14 protein-coding genes are annotated in these 17389 nt (G+C 64.7%); 3 read left to right on the plus strand and 11 right to left on the minus strand.

What is annotated here, in order from left to right:
* Window positions 1-2 precede the first annotated feature (2 nt).
* A complete protein-coding gene (locus tag JY500_RS13115) occupies window positions 3-1118 on the plus strand; it encodes a potassium channel family protein (protein WP_246479620.1) in 1116 nt (371 codons plus the stop codon).
* Window positions 1119-1140: 22 nt separating this feature from the next.
* Here JY500_RS13115 and lolD read toward each other — a convergent pair whose 3' ends face one another.
* Both lolD and JY500_RS13125 read right to left on the minus strand, forming a co-directional pair.
* Complete coding sequence (lolD, locus tag JY500_RS13120) at window positions 1141-1824, minus strand: lipoprotein-releasing ABC transporter ATP-binding protein LolD (RefSeq protein WP_172198842.1); 684 nt, start codon at window positions 1822-1824, stop codon at window positions 1141-1143.
* The gene (locus JY500_RS13125; RefSeq protein WP_206253024.1) at window positions 1817-3070 is read right to left on the minus strand and encodes a lipoprotein-releasing ABC transporter permease subunit; all 1254 of its coding nucleotides are present in this window, start codon (window positions 3068-3070) and stop codon (window positions 1817-1819) included. Before JY500_RS13125 ends, lolD begins: the two co-directional genes overlap by 8 nt.
* Window positions 3071-3243: 173 nt before the next feature.
* Between JY500_RS13125 and JY500_RS13130 the strand changes: the two genes are divergently transcribed.
* The gene (locus JY500_RS13130) at window positions 3244-4278 is read left to right on the plus strand and encodes a hypothetical protein (RefSeq protein ID WP_206253025.1); all 1035 of its coding nucleotides are present in this window, start codon (window positions 3244-3246) and stop codon (window positions 4276-4278) included.
* Window positions 4275-5975 carry a single-stranded-DNA-specific exonuclease RecJ gene (gene recJ, locus JY500_RS13135; protein WP_425493208.1) on the plus strand — a complete coding sequence of 567 codons (1701 nt, stop codon included), beginning with the start codon at window positions 4275-4277 and terminating at the stop codon, window positions 5973-5975. Before JY500_RS13130 ends, recJ begins: the two co-directional genes overlap by 4 nt.
* 15 nt (window positions 5976-5990) lie before the next feature.
* Here recJ and JY500_RS13140 read toward each other — a convergent pair whose 3' ends face one another.
* Genes JY500_RS13140 through JY500_RS13180 form a run of 9 tightly spaced genes read right to left on the minus strand, consistent with a single transcriptional unit; the run spans window position 5991 to window position 17387 of the window.
* Window positions 5991-6296 (minus strand): STAS domain-containing protein, encoded by a 306-nt coding sequence (locus JY500_RS13140; protein ID WP_172198822.1) that lies wholly within the window; start codon window positions 6294-6296, stop codon window positions 5991-5993.
* 28 nt (window positions 6297-6324) lie between these two features.
* Entirely contained in the window at window positions 6325-7422 is a 1098-nt protein-coding gene (locus JY500_RS13145; protein ID WP_206253029.1) for a protein-glutamate methylesterase/protein-glutamine glutaminase, read from the minus strand.
* 12 nt (window positions 7423-7434) lie between these two features.
* Complete coding sequence (cheD, locus tag JY500_RS13150; protein WP_172198817.1) at window positions 7435-8067, minus strand: chemoreceptor glutamine deamidase CheD; 633 nt, start codon at window positions 8065-8067, stop codon at window positions 7435-7437.
* Window positions 8042-9100, minus strand: coding sequence for a CheR family methyltransferase (locus JY500_RS13155; RefSeq protein ID WP_206253030.1), 1059 nt, complete (start codon window positions 9098-9100; stop codon window positions 8042-8044). Before JY500_RS13155 ends, cheD begins: the two co-directional genes overlap by 26 nt.
* A 27-nt stretch (window positions 9101-9127) precedes the next feature.
* Complete coding sequence (locus JY500_RS13160) at window positions 9128-11389, minus strand: methyl-accepting chemotaxis protein (protein WP_206253036.1); 2262 nt, start codon at window positions 11387-11389, stop codon at window positions 9128-9130.
* A 48-nt stretch (window positions 11390-11437) separates the two neighbouring features.
* Window positions 11438-14209, minus strand: a complete 2772-nt coding sequence (locus JY500_RS22330) for a methyl-accepting chemotaxis protein (protein WP_206253038.1) — start codon at window positions 14207-14209, stop codon at window positions 11438-11440.
* Between the two features lie 33 nt (window positions 14210-14242).
* A complete protein-coding gene (locus JY500_RS13170; protein ID WP_172198809.1) occupies window positions 14243-14743 on the minus strand; it encodes a chemotaxis protein CheW in 501 nt (166 codons plus the stop codon).
* 18 nt (window positions 14744-14761) lie between these two features.
* Window positions 14762-16981 (minus strand): chemotaxis protein CheW, encoded by a 2220-nt coding sequence (locus JY500_RS13175; RefSeq protein ID WP_206253039.1) that lies wholly within the window; start codon window positions 16979-16981, stop codon window positions 14762-14764.
* A 40-nt stretch (window positions 16982-17021) separates the two neighbouring features.
* Window positions 17022-17387, minus strand: coding sequence for a response regulator (locus JY500_RS13180; protein WP_172198805.1), 366 nt, complete (start codon window positions 17385-17387; stop codon window positions 17022-17024).
* Between the last annotated feature and the right edge of the window lie 2 nt (window positions 17388-17389).

The following is a 17389-nucleotide window of genomic DNA, read 5'->3' on the forward strand; positions in this document are numbered from 1 at the left end:
TCATGCGACTGCCCAACCCGGTTCGAGCCCTCATACGACGCCGCAAGCGCACCCAGCATCACTACACGCTGGCGGTGCACCGCGCCATGTCGCGCACCTCGCTTCGGCTCTCCGCCAAGGCGGCATGGGGGATCGGGGCATTAGGCGCGGTCATGGTGATCGGCAGCATCGGTTACCACATCATCGGCGGCGACCGGCACAGCTGGCTGGACGCGATCTACATGACCTTCATCACCGTCGCGACAATCGGCTACGCCGAAGTGATCGAGCTCGACCACAGCCCCGGCGGCCGCATCTTCACGATGCTGATCGGCACCGCGGGGCTCGCCACCGTCTGGTTCCTGTTTTCAACGCTGACCGTCTTCCTGCTGGAAGTCGACCTCAACGCCACGCTGCGGAGGAAACGCATGCAAAACCTGATCCGGAAGATGCACGGCCACTACATCGTCTGCGGCTTCGGGCGGGTCGGGCAGAACGTTGCGGCGGAACTCGAAATGACCGGCCGCGCATTTGCCGCCATCGACCACGATCTGCCGATGCTCGAAGAGCGCAAGGAACGCGACGAAGCCCTGCTCTATCTGCACGGCGACGCATCCGATGATGAATTGCTGGTTGCCGCCGGGCTCGAGCGCGCACGGGGCATATTTGCCGTGACCGGCGACGACAGCCTCAACCTGATGATCACGATGACCGCGCGGCAGATCAACCCGCGTATCCGCATCGTTGCGCGCAGCCACGAGCCGCGCAACATCGGCAAACTGCGCAAGGCCGGCGCCGACGAGGTGGTGTCGCCCGACTTCACCGGCGGCGTGCGCATCGTCGCCGCGATGATCCGCCCGCACGTGGTGTCCTTCCTGGACGAGATGCTGCGTTCCGAACACCGGCTGCGTGTCGAGGAAGTCCGAGTACCCGCAGACTTCGAACCGCGCCCGCTATCGTCGCTGCGCACACGCAGCGCGCACTTCGTGCTGCTTGCGATCAAGGGCACGCAGGACTGGATCTTCAATCCGCAAGACGACGCCGTGGTGATGCCGGACGACACACTGATTGCGATGTGCTCGCCCGCCGGACGCCGCGAACTGGAAGAAATGCTCGTACTTGAGCCGCCGCGCGCCTGAGCGCCGGCGGCGTAACACGCTGTCAGGCCTCGGCGAGCACGCCGTCAGTCAGGGTCAGCCTGCGGTCCGCCCGCGCCGCAAGCGCAGGATCGTGCGTCACGATCACCACCGAGGTGCCGATACGCTGGCGCAGCGCCAGCATCACATCGAAAACCGTCTCCGCGGTATGGCGGTCGAGGTTGCCGGTCGGTTCATCGGCCAGCAGACAGGCGGGTTCGGTGACCAGCGCCCGTGCAATCGCCGCGCGCTGGCGTTCGCCCCCCGAGAGCTCGCCCGGCGCGTGCTCAAGTCGGTGCCCCAGCCCAACCGAAGTCAACATCTCGGCCGCTTTGGCCATTGCCTGCTCGCGCGGCATACGGCGGATCAGCAGCGGCATTGCAACGTTTTCCTGCGCCGAGAATTCCGGCAGCAGGTGGTGGAACTGGTAGACGAAGCCGAGTGATGCGTTGCGCAGGTGGCCACGCTCGGCCTCGGACAGCGTCGAGAAATCGCGCCCAAGCAGGCGCACCGTCCCGGCCGTCGGCTTATCCAGACCGCCCAACAGGTGCAGCAAGGTGCTCTTGCCGGAGCCCGACGCGCCGACGATCGCGACGCTTTCGCCACGCGCCACGGACATCGCCACGCCATCCAGCACGACGACCGCACCTGGCCCATCGCCATAGCGCCGGCCCAGGCCGACGCAGGACAAGACTTCGTTCTCACTCATAGCGCAGCGCCTCCGCCGGATTGATGCGTGCAGCACGCCAGCTCGGGTACAGCGTCGCGAGCAGCGTCACTGCGAAGGACAGCACGGTGATCGTGATGACGTCGTTCCACAGCAGTTGCGAGGGCAGTTCCGAAATGAAGTAGACATCCTTGGCGAGGAACTGCATGCCGAAGGTCCGCTCGATGGCAGGCACGATCACATCGACGTTGAGCGCCAGCAGCACGCCGCCGGTCACGCCGATGCCGAGCCCGATCAGGCCCATGATCGCCCCCTGAATCACGAAGATCGTCATGATCGATTTGGGCGAAGCCCCCAGCGTACGCAGGATCGCAATGTCCGCCTGCTTGTCCTGCACCGCCATCACCAGGGTCGACACGATGTTGAATGCCGCCACCGCAACGATCAGCGACAGGATGATGAACATCACATTCTTTTCGATCTGCACCGCGCGGAAGAAGTTGGCGTGGCTGCGCGTCCAGTCCGATACGCCGATGCTCGGGTCGAGCTTGCTCAACAAGCCACGCGCCACCTTCGGCGCCGCGTAGAGATCGTCCAGCGCGAGCCGCACGCCGGACACTGAATCGCCCATGCGATATAGCGCCTGCGCGTCTTTCATGTGAATCAGAGCGAGCCCGACGTCGTATTCGAACATGCCGATTTCGAACACGCCGACGACGGTGAATTGCTTCAGGCGGGGCAGGATCGCCGCCGGCGTGACAAGGCCGGTTGGCGCAATCAGCGTGACCTTCTCGCCGGGCATCACGCCCATCGCCTTGGCGAGTTCCGACCCGAGGATGATGCCGAACTCGCCCGGCTTCAGATCGGTCAGCTTGCCGGCCTTCATGTTCTTGGCGAAATTCGCGACGCGGTCCTCGGCTTCCGGCATGACGCCACGGATCAGGGTGCCGCGCACGGATTCGCCCATCGACAACATGCCCTGCTGCTGCACGAAGGGCGCAACCGCCTTGACGCCCGGATACGCCGCCGCAATCTTCGCCGCGCCCTGCCAGTCGGTCAGGTCGCCCTCGTAGGCAACGATCTGCGCGTGGGCGGCGACGCCAAGGATGCGGGTGCGCAGTTCGCGCTGGAATCCGTTCATCACCGACAGCACCACGATCAGCGCCGCAACGCCGAGCGCAATGCCGAGCATCGACACCATCGAGATGAAGGAAATGAAACGGTTGCGGCCCGCCGCGCGGCGTCGGGCGCGCACGTAGCGGAGTCCGATCAGGAGCTCGTAGTTCATCGGCACCGGTCGGCCGGCGCGGCGCAAATATCGGTTCGCACACGCGTCGGCAGGGAGTTCGAAGGGGTTATCTTTACGCACGAGGCCTCAGCCCTTCTGGGCGGAGGCCTCGCGTCGGTGCATGTTACACTCCGCCGCCCGTCGCGCGGGAAGTCATTGATCTGCCTGAGATTATGCAAGTCTCCATCGTCCTACCCGGGCTCCATAACGATGCCGCAGACGCCGCGTCGGCCCTGCGCAGCACCGCCCTGCCCGGCCTCGCCTGGCTGCTCGGTCGCGCCACGCTCGCTCAAATTGCACCCGCCAGCAGTACATCGGCCTTCGCCAGCCGTTTTGGTGTTGCAGACTGCGCCACGGCCACCCTGCGGCGCGCCGGGGAGCAGCATCTCCCCTTGCCGCAACCCGGAGACATCTGGCTATGCGCAGACCTGGTCGGCCTGCATTTTGCGCGCGACCAGATGGTGCTGACCGCGCCTGAGGGGCTCGCCCTGGACGCGAACGAAGCCCAGTCACTGGCGGAGCCCCTGCGCGACGCGCTGCAGGAAGTCGGCGAATTCGTGCTGGCCGGCCCCGAACGCAGCTACCTGCGGCTGAACGCACCCAGCGATGCAATCTTCAGTGATCTCATCGACGTTGCCGGTCGCCCGGTCGCACTGTTTCTGCCGGAGGGCCGTGGCGGCCTGCGCTGGGGGCGAATCATCAATACGGTGCAGATCGCACTGCACGACCACCCGGTAAACCGCGCTCGTGAGGCAGCCGGCCGTCGCGCTGCGAACAGCCTGTGGTTCTGGGGCGAAAGCCGCTTGACCGCAACGCCCCAGCACAGCGCCGATGCAATCTACTGCGACAACCCCGTGGCAGCCGGCCTCGCACGCCTGGCCGGCAGCACGCCGCAGGCGCTTGCGACCTTCGCCGACGCACCTGCATGTCGTGAAGCCTTGTTGCTGATCGACGCCCTGGATGCGCCCGCCCGCTTTCGCGACACCAGCCGCTGGCTCGATGCACTCAAGGCACTGGAAGCCGACGTATTCGCCCCGCTCGCAGCGCGCATGCAACGCAGTGAAGTCACGCGTGCCGAGATTGTCGCGCCCGGCGAACGTGGCGGCATCGCGCTTGACGTCACCCCTCGGCGCTGGGCTTTCTGGCGCAAATCGATCGCCCCGGAACAACTGCTCACCACGCCAATGCCGGCCGTTGCAGGACGCTGATGCAAATTTCCCGCCGCCCCTGCCCGGAAGCCCCGGCTCGCCGCCTTGCCGACGCCGGGCTGCCGCCCCTGCTCGCCCGCCTTTACGCCGCACGCGGTGTAGCGCGCAAGGACGAACTCGACTACGCCCTGACCGCACTGCTGCCGCCCGATGGCTTGCGCGGCGTTAAAGAAGCCGCGGAACTGCTGGCCGACACCCTGGCGGCGCAAGCGCCGATGCTGATCGTTGCCGACTACGACTGCGACGGCGCCACGGCCTGCGCCGTTGGCATCCGCGCACTGCGTGCCTTCGGCGGCACCGTCGATTACTTGGTGCCGAACCGCTTCAAGTTCGGCTATGGCCTGACACCGGCGATCGTGGCGCTTGCCGCCGAACGCAAGCCCGCCCTGCTGATCACGGTGGACAACGGCATCGCCAGTGTGGAAGGCGTCGCTGCCGCCCGCGCTGCGGGCATCACAACGCTGATCACCGATCACCACCTGCCGGGCGACACGTTGCCCGACGCCGATGTGATCGTGAACCCGAACCAGCCGGGCTGCAGCTTTGCGAGCAAGCACATCGCAGGTGTCGGCGTCATGTTCTACACGATGCTTGCGCTGCGCGCCGAACTGCGGCGCCGTAACTGGTTTGCCACGCGCGAAGAACCAAAACTCGCCGATCTGCTGGATCTGGTCGCGCTCGGCACCGTCGCCGACGTGGTGAAGCTGGATCAGAACAACCGGATTCTGGTGCACCAAGGCTTGTCCCGCATGCGTGCCGGCAAGATGCAGCCGGGCATCCGGGCGCTGTTCGCTGCGGCCTCGCGCGACGCAATGCGGGCCAGCACCTTCGATCTGGGATTTGGCCTCGGCCCCCGGCTCAACGCGGCTGGCCGGCTCGCCGACATGTCGCTCGGCATCGAATGCCTGATTACCGATGACCCGCTCCGTGCCACGAACCTCGCGCGCGAGCTGGACCGCATGAACCAGGAACGACGCAGCATCGAAGAAGACATGCAGGCAAGCGCCGAGCTGATGCTGGACGCGCTGGGCAACTCCGCGGCGCACGGCGTAGCGCTGTTCGATGCCGACTGGCATCAGGGCGTGGTCGGCATCGTCGCCGGCCGCGTCAAGGAGCGGCTGCATCGCCCGGTGATTGCCTTTGCGCGCAGCGACGATGGCCTGATCAAGGGGTCAGGGCGTTCCGTCGCCGGCGTGCACCTGCGCGATGCGCTGGACTTGCTCAGCAAACGCCAGCCGGATCTGATCCTGACGTTTGGCGGCCACGCCATGGCCGCGGGCGTGTTGATCCGTGAAACGGACTTCCCCCGCTTTGCCGCGGGCTTCGATGCCGTAGTGCAGGCGCTGGCCGATGACGAGGCGCTCAACCCGCGCCTTGAGACGGATGGGGAACTCTCCCCTCACGAGATGTCGCTCGAAGCCGCGCGGTTGATCGAACGCGAGATCTGGGGTCAGGGCTTCCCGGCGCCGCTCTTCTCAGATGCCTTCGAAGTGGAATCGCAACGGCTGCTGAAGGATCAGCATGTGAAGCTCACGCTGCGGCGCGGCAACGAACGCTACGAAGCGATCCGCTTCCGCCATGCCGACCCGGCGCCGGATCGCCTGCGTGCAGCGTTCCGGCTCTCGGCCAACGAATACCGCGGCGTGGCATCGTTGCAGCTGCTGATCGAGCACTGGGAAGACGCAACAGGGGGCTGACCGCCCCCAAGGCGTTCAGGTAATCGTGAACATCTTCGAGAAGTTCGCGATATCCAGCACCTGGCGCACGCTGCCTTTGACACCGGCCAGTGTGACGAGCTTGTTGGCCTGCTTCGCCTTGTCGCGCAGCAGCAGCAGCATGCCCAGCGCGGAGCTGTCCAGATAGCTGACATCGGCGAGGTCGACCGTAAAGGAGGTGGTCGCCGGGAGCGCCACCATGCGCTCCAGTGCTTCGCGAAACTCGCGGTGTGCATTGAAATCGAAGCGCCCGCTGAGTTTCAGCAACGCGACGCCGTCGCGGGTCGTGACATTGGTTTCCATCTTCTGCTCCCTGGCTCAAGCCTTGAAATCAACTGGCGCGGCGCACCGACTGCCTGAGCCGCGCCACCACCCGCTGGGCTACTTCGTTGAGTGGTGATACCTCGTCCACCGCACCGATCTGCGCGGCCTCACGCGGCATGCCGTACACCACGCAGCTTTCCTGATCCTGGCCGATGTTCCAGCAGCCAGCTTTCTTCATTGCAAGCATGCCCTGTGCACCGTCCTTGCCCATGCCGGTCAGCATCACACCAACCCCGTTCGCGCCGACATGCTTGGCGGCCGAGTGAAACAGCACGTCCACCGAAGGGCGATGACGATTCACCGGCTCGGCCTTCGATAGCTCGCAGCAATATAGCCCGCCACTGCGTTTGACGAGCAGATGCGAATGCCCGGGGGCCAGGTAAGCATGGCCGGGCAGGATCTTCTCGCCGTCCTCGGCTTCCTTGACGCGCACCTTGCAGAGGCCGTCCAGCCGCTTGGCGAACGAGCCGGTGAACATCTCCGGCATATGCTGGACGATCAGGATGCCGGGCATCTGCTCGGGGAAACGGGTCAGTACCTCCTTGATCGCTTCGGTACCGCCGGTCGACGCCCCGATCAATACTAGGCGGTCACGCAAGGTATTGCCATCCAGCGCCGTGGGCGTTGCGCCCCCCGTGGCGCTCGCGGCGGTGGCAGCCGTTGAAGCCGCTGCCGCCGGCTGCGAGTACTTCGCCGGTGAGCGCAGGCGCGCCTGATGCGCAGCGCGAATCTTGTCGCAGATCTCGTCCGCGTAAGGGCGGATTCCCTGCGCCGAATTGAGCTTCGGCTTGGTGATGAAGTCGACGGCGCCGAGCTCCAGCGCGCGGAAGGTCACATCCGAGCCCCGCTCGGTCAGCGTCGAGATCATCACTACGGGGGTCGGCCGCAGCCGCATCAGCTTGTCGAGAAACTCCAAACCATCCATGCGCGGCATTTCGATGTCCAGCGTCACCACATCGGGGTTGAGTTGCTTGATCATCTCGCGCGCAACGATCGGGTCAGTGGCCGTGCCGACGACTTCGATATCCGGTGCCTGGTTGATCAATTCGGAAAGCACCGAACGCATCACTGCCGAGTCGTCCACGATGAGTACGCGGATTGCCATGTCTGCTTCGCCTTAATCGAACAGTTCCACATCACCGCTATGTCGCGGTGCATGGGTGAGCCGCTCGCGGTAATCGCGTTCGCGGTCGATCACGGTTTCGTTCCGCAGATCGACCAGCTTCTTCACCATCACGCGCCCGCTCACCGGAAAGAAATACACCTTGCGCGCATACACATCGAGCAGGTCTTGCGCGATCACCGGTATCCGCTCAAGTTTCAAATAGTCGAGCACAAAAGCCGAATTGCGGTCGCCCACACTTGATCCGGTCAGCGCCGCCATCACGCGGCCACCGCCGAATACCTTCGCTTCGAGGCTGGATCGCCGCGCGCCCATGCCTAGCAGCCGGTTGATCAACACTTCCATCGCGAATGCGCCGTAGCGGGCGGATTCGGATAGCACACCCCGCTCACCGCTATCGGGCAGCATGAAGTGGTTGAGCCCGCCGATGCGCTTGTCACGGTCCCGTATGCAGGCCGCAACGCAGGAACCCAGCACCGTCACGATCGCCATGTCGCGCGTCGTGGCGTAGTACTCGCCGGGCAACACCTTCACCGCATCGCATGCGAAGTTGCGATCGTAGTAGGCGTTGTCCGCCAGGTGTGGATCGAGAGGGTCGTAGTCAGCCCCGCTGGTCGGTGCGGGCATACACCGTTCTCCCGAGCGAGCGGAACAGATCGGCCGCGTGCATGAAGTTCTCGGAGTGGCCCGCGAACATCAGGCCCTCGGGCCGCAGCAAAGGCACGAAGCGCTTGAGGATCGTGTATTGCGTCGGCTTGTCGAAGTAGATCATCACATTGCGGCAGAAGATCGCATCAAACGGCCCCTGCACCGGCCACGAGGGCTCAAGCAGGTTGAGGCGGCGGAAGCTGAGCAGGCGCTGCAACTCGGGCCGCACACGCACCTTGCCCGCCTGCTCGCCGGTGCCTTTGAGGAAGAACTTCTGCAGCCGGTCGCGCTGCAGGCGATCGACACGGTCCATGCCGTACATGCCCAGTTCGCCATGCCGGAGCACGTTGGTGTCCAGATCGGTCGCAATGATCTGTACCGGAGGCGAAAGCGTGTTGTAGGCCTCGCAGGCGGTGATCGCGAGCGAGTATGGCTCTTCGCCGGTCGATGCCGCACAGCACCAGATCTTGACCGTACGCTTGGGGTCGAAGCTGCGCAGCAGGTTCGCCAGCGTGTCGAAGTGGTGCGCTTCGCGGAAGAACGAGGTGAGGTTGGTCGTCAGCGCATTGACGAATTCTTCCCATTCTTTCGGATCGTTGCTGCGCTCCAGGTTATCCAGGTAATCGGAGAATCGGTGTTCGCCGCGCGCACGCAAACGGCGAGCAAGGCGGCTGTAGACCATGTCCTGCTTGATCGGTGACAGTGCGATGCCGGCGTGCTTGTAGATGAGCGCCCGGACCCGTTCGAAATCCGCCGGCGTGAAGGCGAATTCGCGCCCCGACACATCGATCTTGCCAAGCGAATCCACGATCTTCTGGCGTGCAGCCGCGCCCGCAGGCAGCGCGGGGGCCGTTGTGCCACGCAGCGGCGCGGGCGCTGGCCGCGCAGGTGACAGCGGGGCTAGGGGTTTGCGCGTCGTGGTGCCGAGGGGCGGCCGCGCCGGCGCGGCCGTTGCCCGTGGCGGCACCAGCGGCGCACGCGGAGGAATCTTCGAATCAGGCTTGTCGCTCATGTCTGCTGCCTTCCCGCCATCTGCTGCCTAGAACCCGCGCCGGCCGCGTGCAGCGGGATGGTGTGTCGCGGTGGAAAGGCGGAAGGTCGCCACGGCCGCGGTAAGGGTATGCGCCTGGTCCTCCAGGCTTTCGGCCGCTGCGGCCGCTTGCTCGACCAAGGCCGCGTTCTGCTGCGTCACTTCGTCCATCTGCGTCACCGCCGACGCGACCTGATCAATCCCTTCTGCCTGTTCGCGGCTCGAGTTCGCGATCTCGTTCACCAACTGCGTCAGCTGGCGGAAGTTGGCGACCATCTCTTCGATCGTCTCCCCCGCCTCGCGCACCTGCTGCACGCCGCCGCGCACCTTGACCTCGCTCTCTTCGATCAGGCCCTTGATCTCCTTGGCTGCCTGCGCACTGCGGTGGGCAAGGTTGCGCACCTCGGACGCCACCACCGCGAAGCCCCTGCCCTGCTCGCCGGCCCGCGCCGCTTCCACAGCGGCGTTGAGCGCGAGGATGTTGGTCTGGAACGCAATCGAGTCGATCACGCTGATGATCTCTGCAATCTTCGAGGCACTCTTCTGGATTGCGTCCATCGTGCCGACGACCTGGCGCACCATCTCGCCGCCACGCTGCGTGACGCCGTCGGACTGACGCGCCAGCGCACTCGCATCGGCCGCTGTCTGGGCATTGTTGCGAACGGTGGAGTTCAGTTGCTCCATGCTCGCCGCGGTTTCCTCCAGGCTCGATGCCTGTTCTTCAGTGCGTGACGACAGATCCGCATTGCCAGCAGCAATCTCCTTCGCCGCCGTGTTCACCGCTTCCGTAGCCTGCTGGATCGTGCCCATCAGGTCACGCAAACGCGCAACGGTGGTGTTGGCATCGTCGCGCAGCTGGCCGAACACGCCGCGATAGTCGCCTTCGACGCTGCGTGTCAGGTCGCCCTGCGCGATCGACTGCAGAATCGATGCAATTGCGCCCAGGCCGGCCGAGGTCGTTTCGACCATGCGGTTGAGGTTTTCGGAGAGCTGCAGGGCGAAGCCTGTCTTGCCCTCAAGCGCCAGCCGGTGGCTGAAGTCGCCATTTGCGGTGCCCTCGACCAGGGTCGCCACCTCGGCTTCGATCGCGAGCTCCGCAGTGCGGTCCAGCCACTCCACTGCAGTGCCCAGACGCACGCCACGGGGGTCGACCACCGGGTTCACTGTCAGCGTGAACGTGCGGCTGCCGATCGACACCACGGCCTTGTGCGTGCCCTGCAGCCTGGCCAGCAACTGCTGCTGGTGCGCAGGGTTCTTGTGGAACTGGTCGATCGACGTGCCGATCAGCTTCGAGACATCAAAGCTGCCAAAGGCCTTCCGCATGTCCTCCGTAGCGTCGCTGAAGGTGCGCTCCAGCGACTTGTTGAGGTAGATGATCCGATTGTCGCGGTCGGCGATCATCACGTTGGTGGCAACGTTGTCGAGGCCGGTCTTGATGCGCAGGCTTTCTTCGACCACGCGGTTAATCTCCGCGATGTCGAAGCCGTGGCGAATCAACATCGATTCGACACCCTGCACTAGCCGCCCGATCTCATCGTTGCGCGCCACGGTCAGCCGATCCTTCAGATTGCCCTGCGCCACACGCTCAACCGTGGTGACCGCCGCAGCCAGTCGGCGCTGCAGGTTGTGCGCCACACTCCTGCCGAGCCCCGCGAGCACCACGAGCATTGCCCCAAGGGGCAGCAGAACATCCGGTGCCCAATGTCCGCCGCCCGCGCGCCATACGGCGGCAAGCGCCAGCAGCGCCGATAGCGCACAGCCCAGCCAGACTTTGCTGACGAGCGGCACGTCGGCCCACTTCGCCAACAGCGCGGGAATACCGTTGCCGACCACCTCGCCGTTGCGCACGACGGCGCTGGCTCGCTGTGCGCGCAGCTGTGCGTAGAAGGTCTCAGCTGCCTGAATCTGCTCGCGGCTCGCCTTGCGGCGAACCGACATGTAGCCGGTGATCTGATCGCCCTCGCGCAGCGGCGTCGCATGGGCTTCCACCCAGTAGTAATCGCCGTTCTTGCAGCGGTTCTTCACCATGCCGATCCAGGGACGCCCAGCCTTGAGGCACTTCCACAAATCGTCGAAGGCCTCCGGCGGCATGTCCGGATGACGCACGATGTTGTGCGGCTGCCCCATCAGTTCGGCCTCGGTGAAGCCGCTGATGTCGATGAAGTCGCGGTTGATGTAGGTGATGCGGCCCTTCGTATCGGTCTTCGACACGATCATCGTGTCGACACTGAGCTCGACCTCGCGGTCGGTCACCGGCGTGTTGATGCGCATGAAGGCTGTCTCCCCTTTTTGCCGTATCTCGTTGGCCGCTTACGCGGCTCAGAATTCCTGCCAGTCGGACTCAGCGCTTGCCGGTTGCTTGCGCGGCTTCGGGACGCCCTTTGGCGCCACCGGCGTACGAGCGATTGCCGGGGTGCGCACCGATGCAGCATGGGCCGGCGCCTGCGCAATGGTGATTGGCGCCTGATAGCCGGCGCCAGCGTCAAGCCGGAAGGCGGCCACCGAACTCGCCAGCATCCTCGCCTGTTCCTCCAGGCTCTCGGCCGCGGCCGCCGCCTGCTCCACCAGCGCCGCGTTCTGCTGCGTCACTTCATCCATCTGGCCCACGGCGGCGGCGACCTGATCGATACCGGTGGATTGCTCCCGGCTTGCCTGGGAGATGTCCGTCACCAACCGGGCGAGTTCGGCAAAGTTGCTCACCATCTCGTTGATCGTGGCGCCCGCATCGCGCACCTCGCGCGCGCCTTCGCCAACCTTGTCCACACTGTCGGCGATCAGGCCCTTGATCTCCTTCGCGGCTTGCGCGCTGCGCTGCGCAAGGTTGCGCACTTCCGAGGCAACCACCGCGAAACCGCGCCCCTGCTCACCCGCCCGCGCGGCTTCTACCGCGGCGTTGAGCGCAAGGATATTGGTCTGGAACGCGATCGAATCGATCACGCCGATGATGTCTGCGATCTTGGTTGCGCTGGACTGGATCGCATCCATCGTCGTGACGATCTGGCGCACCTTGGCGCCGCCTTCCTGCGCCACCGCGTTCGACTGCGACGCGAGGCGGTTCGCCTGCGCTGCGCTCTCCGCGTTCTGACGCACCGTGGCGTTCAGTTCTTCCATGCTGGAGGCGGTCTCTTCAAGGCTGGAAGCCTGTTCCTCGGTGCGACCGGAGAGATCCGAATTGCCGGCGGCGATTTCCTGCGCGGCGGTATTCACGGCATCACTCGCCTCGCGGATCTGGCTCAGTACCGCGTTCAGGCGATCGACCGTCTGATTCGTATCCTCCTTGAGGCGGCCGAACATGCCCTGGTAGTCGTTCTGGATGCGCACCGTAAGGTCGCCTTGCGAGATCGCGTTGAGCACACCCGCCACATCTTCAAGACCGCCGGAAACGACGCCGAGCAGCTGGTTCATCGCCTCCGCGAGTTGCCGGAAGAAACCCTCCTTGTCTGCCACCGTCAGGCGCTGTGCGAAGTCGCCAGCGACTGCGGCACGCAACAGCGCAGCGAGCTCCTCCTCGGCCCTGACCTCGGCCGTACGGTCGAGCCATTCGATCACCGTGCCGAGCCGGCGACCGGTGCTGTCCATGATCGGGTTGGCAGTCAGCCGGAAGCTGAGCGGGCCGACCTTGATGTTGGCGACATGCTTGCCGCGCAGCGCACCGAGCACGTTGCGCTGGTGCGAGGGGTTACGGTGAAACTCATCGAAGTTGCGGCCAACGATCTCCTGCGCCCGGAACTGCGGCAACACCTTGCGCAGCTCGTTCTCGACGCCGCCCAGCATCGTCACGACGGACTCGTTGCAGTAGAGAATCTTGCCGTCGTTGTCTGCGAGCATCACGTTGGTGGAGGTCTTGTCCAGCGCGTTGCGGATACGCAAGTTCTCGGCTGCAAGCGCCTGGTCGCTCTCGATCTTCTGGCGCAACTGCGCTCGCATGGTGTTGAGCGTTGCGGCGATCTCGCCAAACTCGTCGCGCGACGAAACGTCGACGTTGTTCGATAGATCAGCCTGCGCAATACGCCGCGCGCCGTTCTGGATCATGTCGATTGCACGCAACATGCCGGACCGGAAGCCAAGGAACAAGTACAGCGCCAGCAGCACCGCCAAAGCGGCCAGCACGAAGGTGGTGTTGCGCTCGCGCTCAAGGCGAGCGACGCGAATATCGATCGCGTCGTCAAACGCCTTGGCCGCCGCGTCCATCACTGCGTAACCGGCCTGCAGGGCCTCGGTCGACAAGGCCCAAAGCGCGTCCGGGCTCTCATCCACCTTATCGGCCGAGAGCAGACGCCGCACCTCCTGCCGGAACACGTCTGCCTTGGTTCTGAAGGCCTTGACGCTTGGCTCCACATCGCGTGAGACCGTACCCGTGTCATCGAACTTCGCCGCCTTCTCGATAGAGGCCTGCATCACCGAGAGACTTTGATCGGATAGCGCGAGCATCGTTTCCAGTTCGACGCGGTCACTCACCGTCACCTGCTTGGCCAGCACAGCCGAGACCGAGCGCGCTCTCGCCCGACCGAGCGCTTCCACGATGTCCGGCGCGCGATCGGTAAAGATTGTCATCAGGTAGTAGGTCGAGGCCTCTGGATCCAGCGTGGCGTTCGTGTTGTCGGCGATCAGCGTCATGAACGCCTTGATCTCACCGATCAGCTCGGTATGCAGTTTCACGCTATCCGCCGCAGACACCGTGATCGCCTTGGCGCGCACATCCGCCCAGTGCGCCTTGAGCTTGCCCCAGGCATCGTCGAGCCCGTACTGCGGGCCTTCGTGTGCAATCACCGCATCCGCTGCCTTGATCGCCGCTTCAACCTTGTCGGCGGCGTCCTTGAGCTTGGGCCGGGCGCTTTCATTGCCACCGATCAGCTGGCGCGCCTGACCGCGGTGCACCTGCACGCCCTCCATCATCTGGCGAGCCGGCAGGAAGTAGTGCGCCGTAAGCGACTCGGTGCGCGCGAAGTGCAGATCCGCCTCGATGCGATGATCCACCTGCCAGACGAGGAATCCGAGCGCGCACAGCACGATCACGCCGATCAGCGCGAACTTGCGCGGCACATTCAGCCGGTTCATCAACGCGAGAGAGGGTTTGAGCAGGGCTTGCATGTCAGCGCTCCGGTCGGATCGTGTGTCGGTGCGTCAGAGAATGGCTTCGTCAACAAGCGCCATTTCGCTGGCGCTCATCAGGCGTTCGATGTCGAGCAGGATCAGCATGCGCTCTGCCACCGAGGCGAGGCCGACGATGTACTCGGTGCGGATCGCGGAGCTGAACTCCGGCGCAGGGCGTATCTGTTCGGGTGCCAGGGTCAGCACGTCCGACACGCCATCAACCACCACGCCGACTACCCGCGCCCCAACATTGAGGATGATCACCACGGTGAAGGGCGTGAATTCCGCGGTACCCGCTTTGAACTTGATCCGCAAATCCACGATCGGCACGATGATGCCGCGCAGATTGATGACACCCTTGATGAATTCCGGCGCGCCGGCAATGCGCGTCACCGCGTCGTAGCCGCGGATTTCCTGAACCTTCAGGATGTCGATCGCGTATTCCTCGCCGCCCAGCGTGAAGGTCAGGAATTCGCCTGCCACCACACGCCCTTCCTGCGCGACCGTCATCTGCATGTTGGCGTCAACCATGCTTGCCTCCACTGGTATTCATGCTGCGCCCTGGCCGGCGCGGCGCGCCATGCTCACAAGCTGGGGTGGGTCGACGATCAGCGCGACGTGGCCGTCACCCATGATGGTGGCGCCGGAAATGCCGGGCACCCGTCGGTAATTGGCTTCCAGACTCTTGATCACGACCTGGTGCTGGCCGATCAGTGCGTCGACGAACGCGGCAACCTTGTTGCCGTCCGACTCAAGGATCACCATGATTCCGGCCTCGTACGCACTGCGCTCGCCCGGCGTATCGAAGGCTTCGTGCAGGTCGACGATGGGCAGGTATTCACCGCGCACATCGAGCAAGCGCTCCACGCCTGACACCGCCTTGAGCATCGCCGCCGTTGGCTGCAGCGACTCGACAACGTAGTCGAGCGGAATGATGTAGGTCTCGCCGGCAAGGCCGACCGACATGCCATCCAGAATCGCCAGTGTCAGCGGCAGACGCACCGTTACGCGGGTGCCGACACCCAGCATCGAGTCGAGCTCGATGCGGCCACCCAGCGACCCGATGTTGCGCTTCACCACATCCATGCCGACGCCGCGGCCGGAGACGTCCGTGACCTGCTCGGCGGTAGAGAAGCCCGGCTCGAAAATCAGCTGGAACACTTCCTGATCGGTCATGCTGTCCGACACCGGCAAGCCGCGCTCGCGTGCCTTGGCGAGAATGCGGTTGCGATTGAGCCCCGCGCCGTCGTCCGCCACCTCGATGACGATATTGCCGCTCTGGTGGTAGGCACGCAGGTTGATGCGGCCGGTTTCGCTCTTGCCCGCCTCGCGCCGCCGCTCCGGCGATTCGATGCCGTGATCGAGGCTGTTGCGGATCAGGTGCGTCAGCGGGTCAGCAATCAACTCCACCAACCCCTTGTCCAGCTCAGTGTTCTCACCCCCGGTGACCAGTTCGACGCGCTTTCCGAGCTTGCCGGAGAGATCACGCACCACGCGCGGGAAGCGATTGAATACCGTCGAGATCGGCAGCATGCGGATCGACATCACCGATTCCTGCAGATCACGGGTGTTGCGTTCGAGCAGCGCAATGCCGTTATGCAGGCGCTCGTACAGCACCGGGTCCAGCGCGCCGGCGGCCTGGCTGATCATGGCCTGGGTGATCACCAGCTCGCCGACGAGGTTGATCATCTGATCGACGCGCTCGATGTTCACGCGGATCGAGCTGGCGTCCGACTTGCTGACGGGCCGCGCGGCGGCATCCTTCGCCGGCTGAGCGGCGGGCGTTGTGGTGCCGCGCGGGGCAACTTCCGTCGTGGCAGCAATCGCCGGCGACAGACGCTCTGCCGCCATCGCGGGCTGCGGCAACGGCTCGAAGAAACCGTAGGAGCCATCGGCGGCATCGCTCGTCGCAGCGGACGCTGCATCGGGCAGCGTTTCGAAGAAGCCGTATCCCGGATCGTCGCTTGAGCTTGTCGGGGCCGGTTCGCTCAGAGGTTCGAAGAAGCCGTACGCCGTCTCTTCGGCGGCCGGGGCGCCCGGCGCATCATCGAAGAGACCAAAGGCCTCGTCGGCCTTCGGCGCCACCGGTGCGGCATCGACGACATCGATCGACACAGAAGCGCTGTCGACAACGAACTCCAATACCGTTCGCAAGGTTTCAGGATCGACATCGCTCGCCAGTTTCACCGACCAGGTGCGAGCGCCTTCGGCAGGCGGGCGAGCATCGATGACTTCCCCCAGCTCCTTGAGCTCGGCGATCAGATTGGCAACCGATTCGTCCGCCTGCGGATCGCCCGGCAGCATCGCAAAGCCCAGCTGGTAGGTGCGCGCCCGTTTGTGGGTACCCGGTGCTGCCGGTATCGCGCCGACCGCACGCTGCGCCTCTTCGGCGAGCACGGCAAGGCGCGCACGCATCGCTTCCGCCGCGGCATGGTCGGCCTCGCCATGGCCCTGATGGGCGTCGAGCAAATTGCGCAGTACGTCGCCTGCTGCGAGGCAAGCGTCGACCATTTCTTCGGTCAGCGTGATGGCCCCGTTGCGCACGAGATCGAGCAACGTCTCCATCACATGCGTCAGCTCGGCGACATCGGTGAATCCGAAGGTCGCCGCCGAGCCCTTGATCGAATGTGCCGCCCGGAAGATGGCGGGCAAATCGCCACTCTCGGGCGCCGCAACGTCAACGGCAAGCAGCAAGGACTCCATGTTCTCGAGGTGCTCGCGGGATTCCTCGAAGAACACCGCGTGGAACTGGCTCATGTCGAATGACATGCCGCTCTCCCCTGGCCCGGTACGTGTTGCCGCGACAGATTCAGCCGATGACCTTCTTGACGACCTCGATGAGCTTCTGCGGATCAAAAGGCTTGACCAGCCACCCCGTGGCCCCCGCGGCACGCCCTTGCTGCTTCATGGTGTCGGACGACTCGGTGGTCAGCATCAGGATCGGCACGCTGCGGTATTGGGGCAGCGCGCGCAATTGCTTGATCAGGCTGAGGCCATCCATGCGCGGCATGTTCTGGTCCGTCAGCACCAGTGATACCGGGCGGCCCTTCGCCTTCTCCAGCCCATCCATGCCGTCTACGGCCTCCAGCACGTCGTAGCCAGCACTCTTGAGCGTGAAAGAGACCATCTGCCGGATCGAAGCCGAGTCATCTACCGTGAGAACCGTCTTTGCCATGA

The sequence above is a fragment of the Niveibacterium microcysteis genome (genome assembly GCF_017161445.1).
Lineage (GTDB): Bacteria > Pseudomonadota > Gammaproteobacteria > Burkholderiales > Rhodocyclaceae > Niveibacterium > Niveibacterium microcysteis.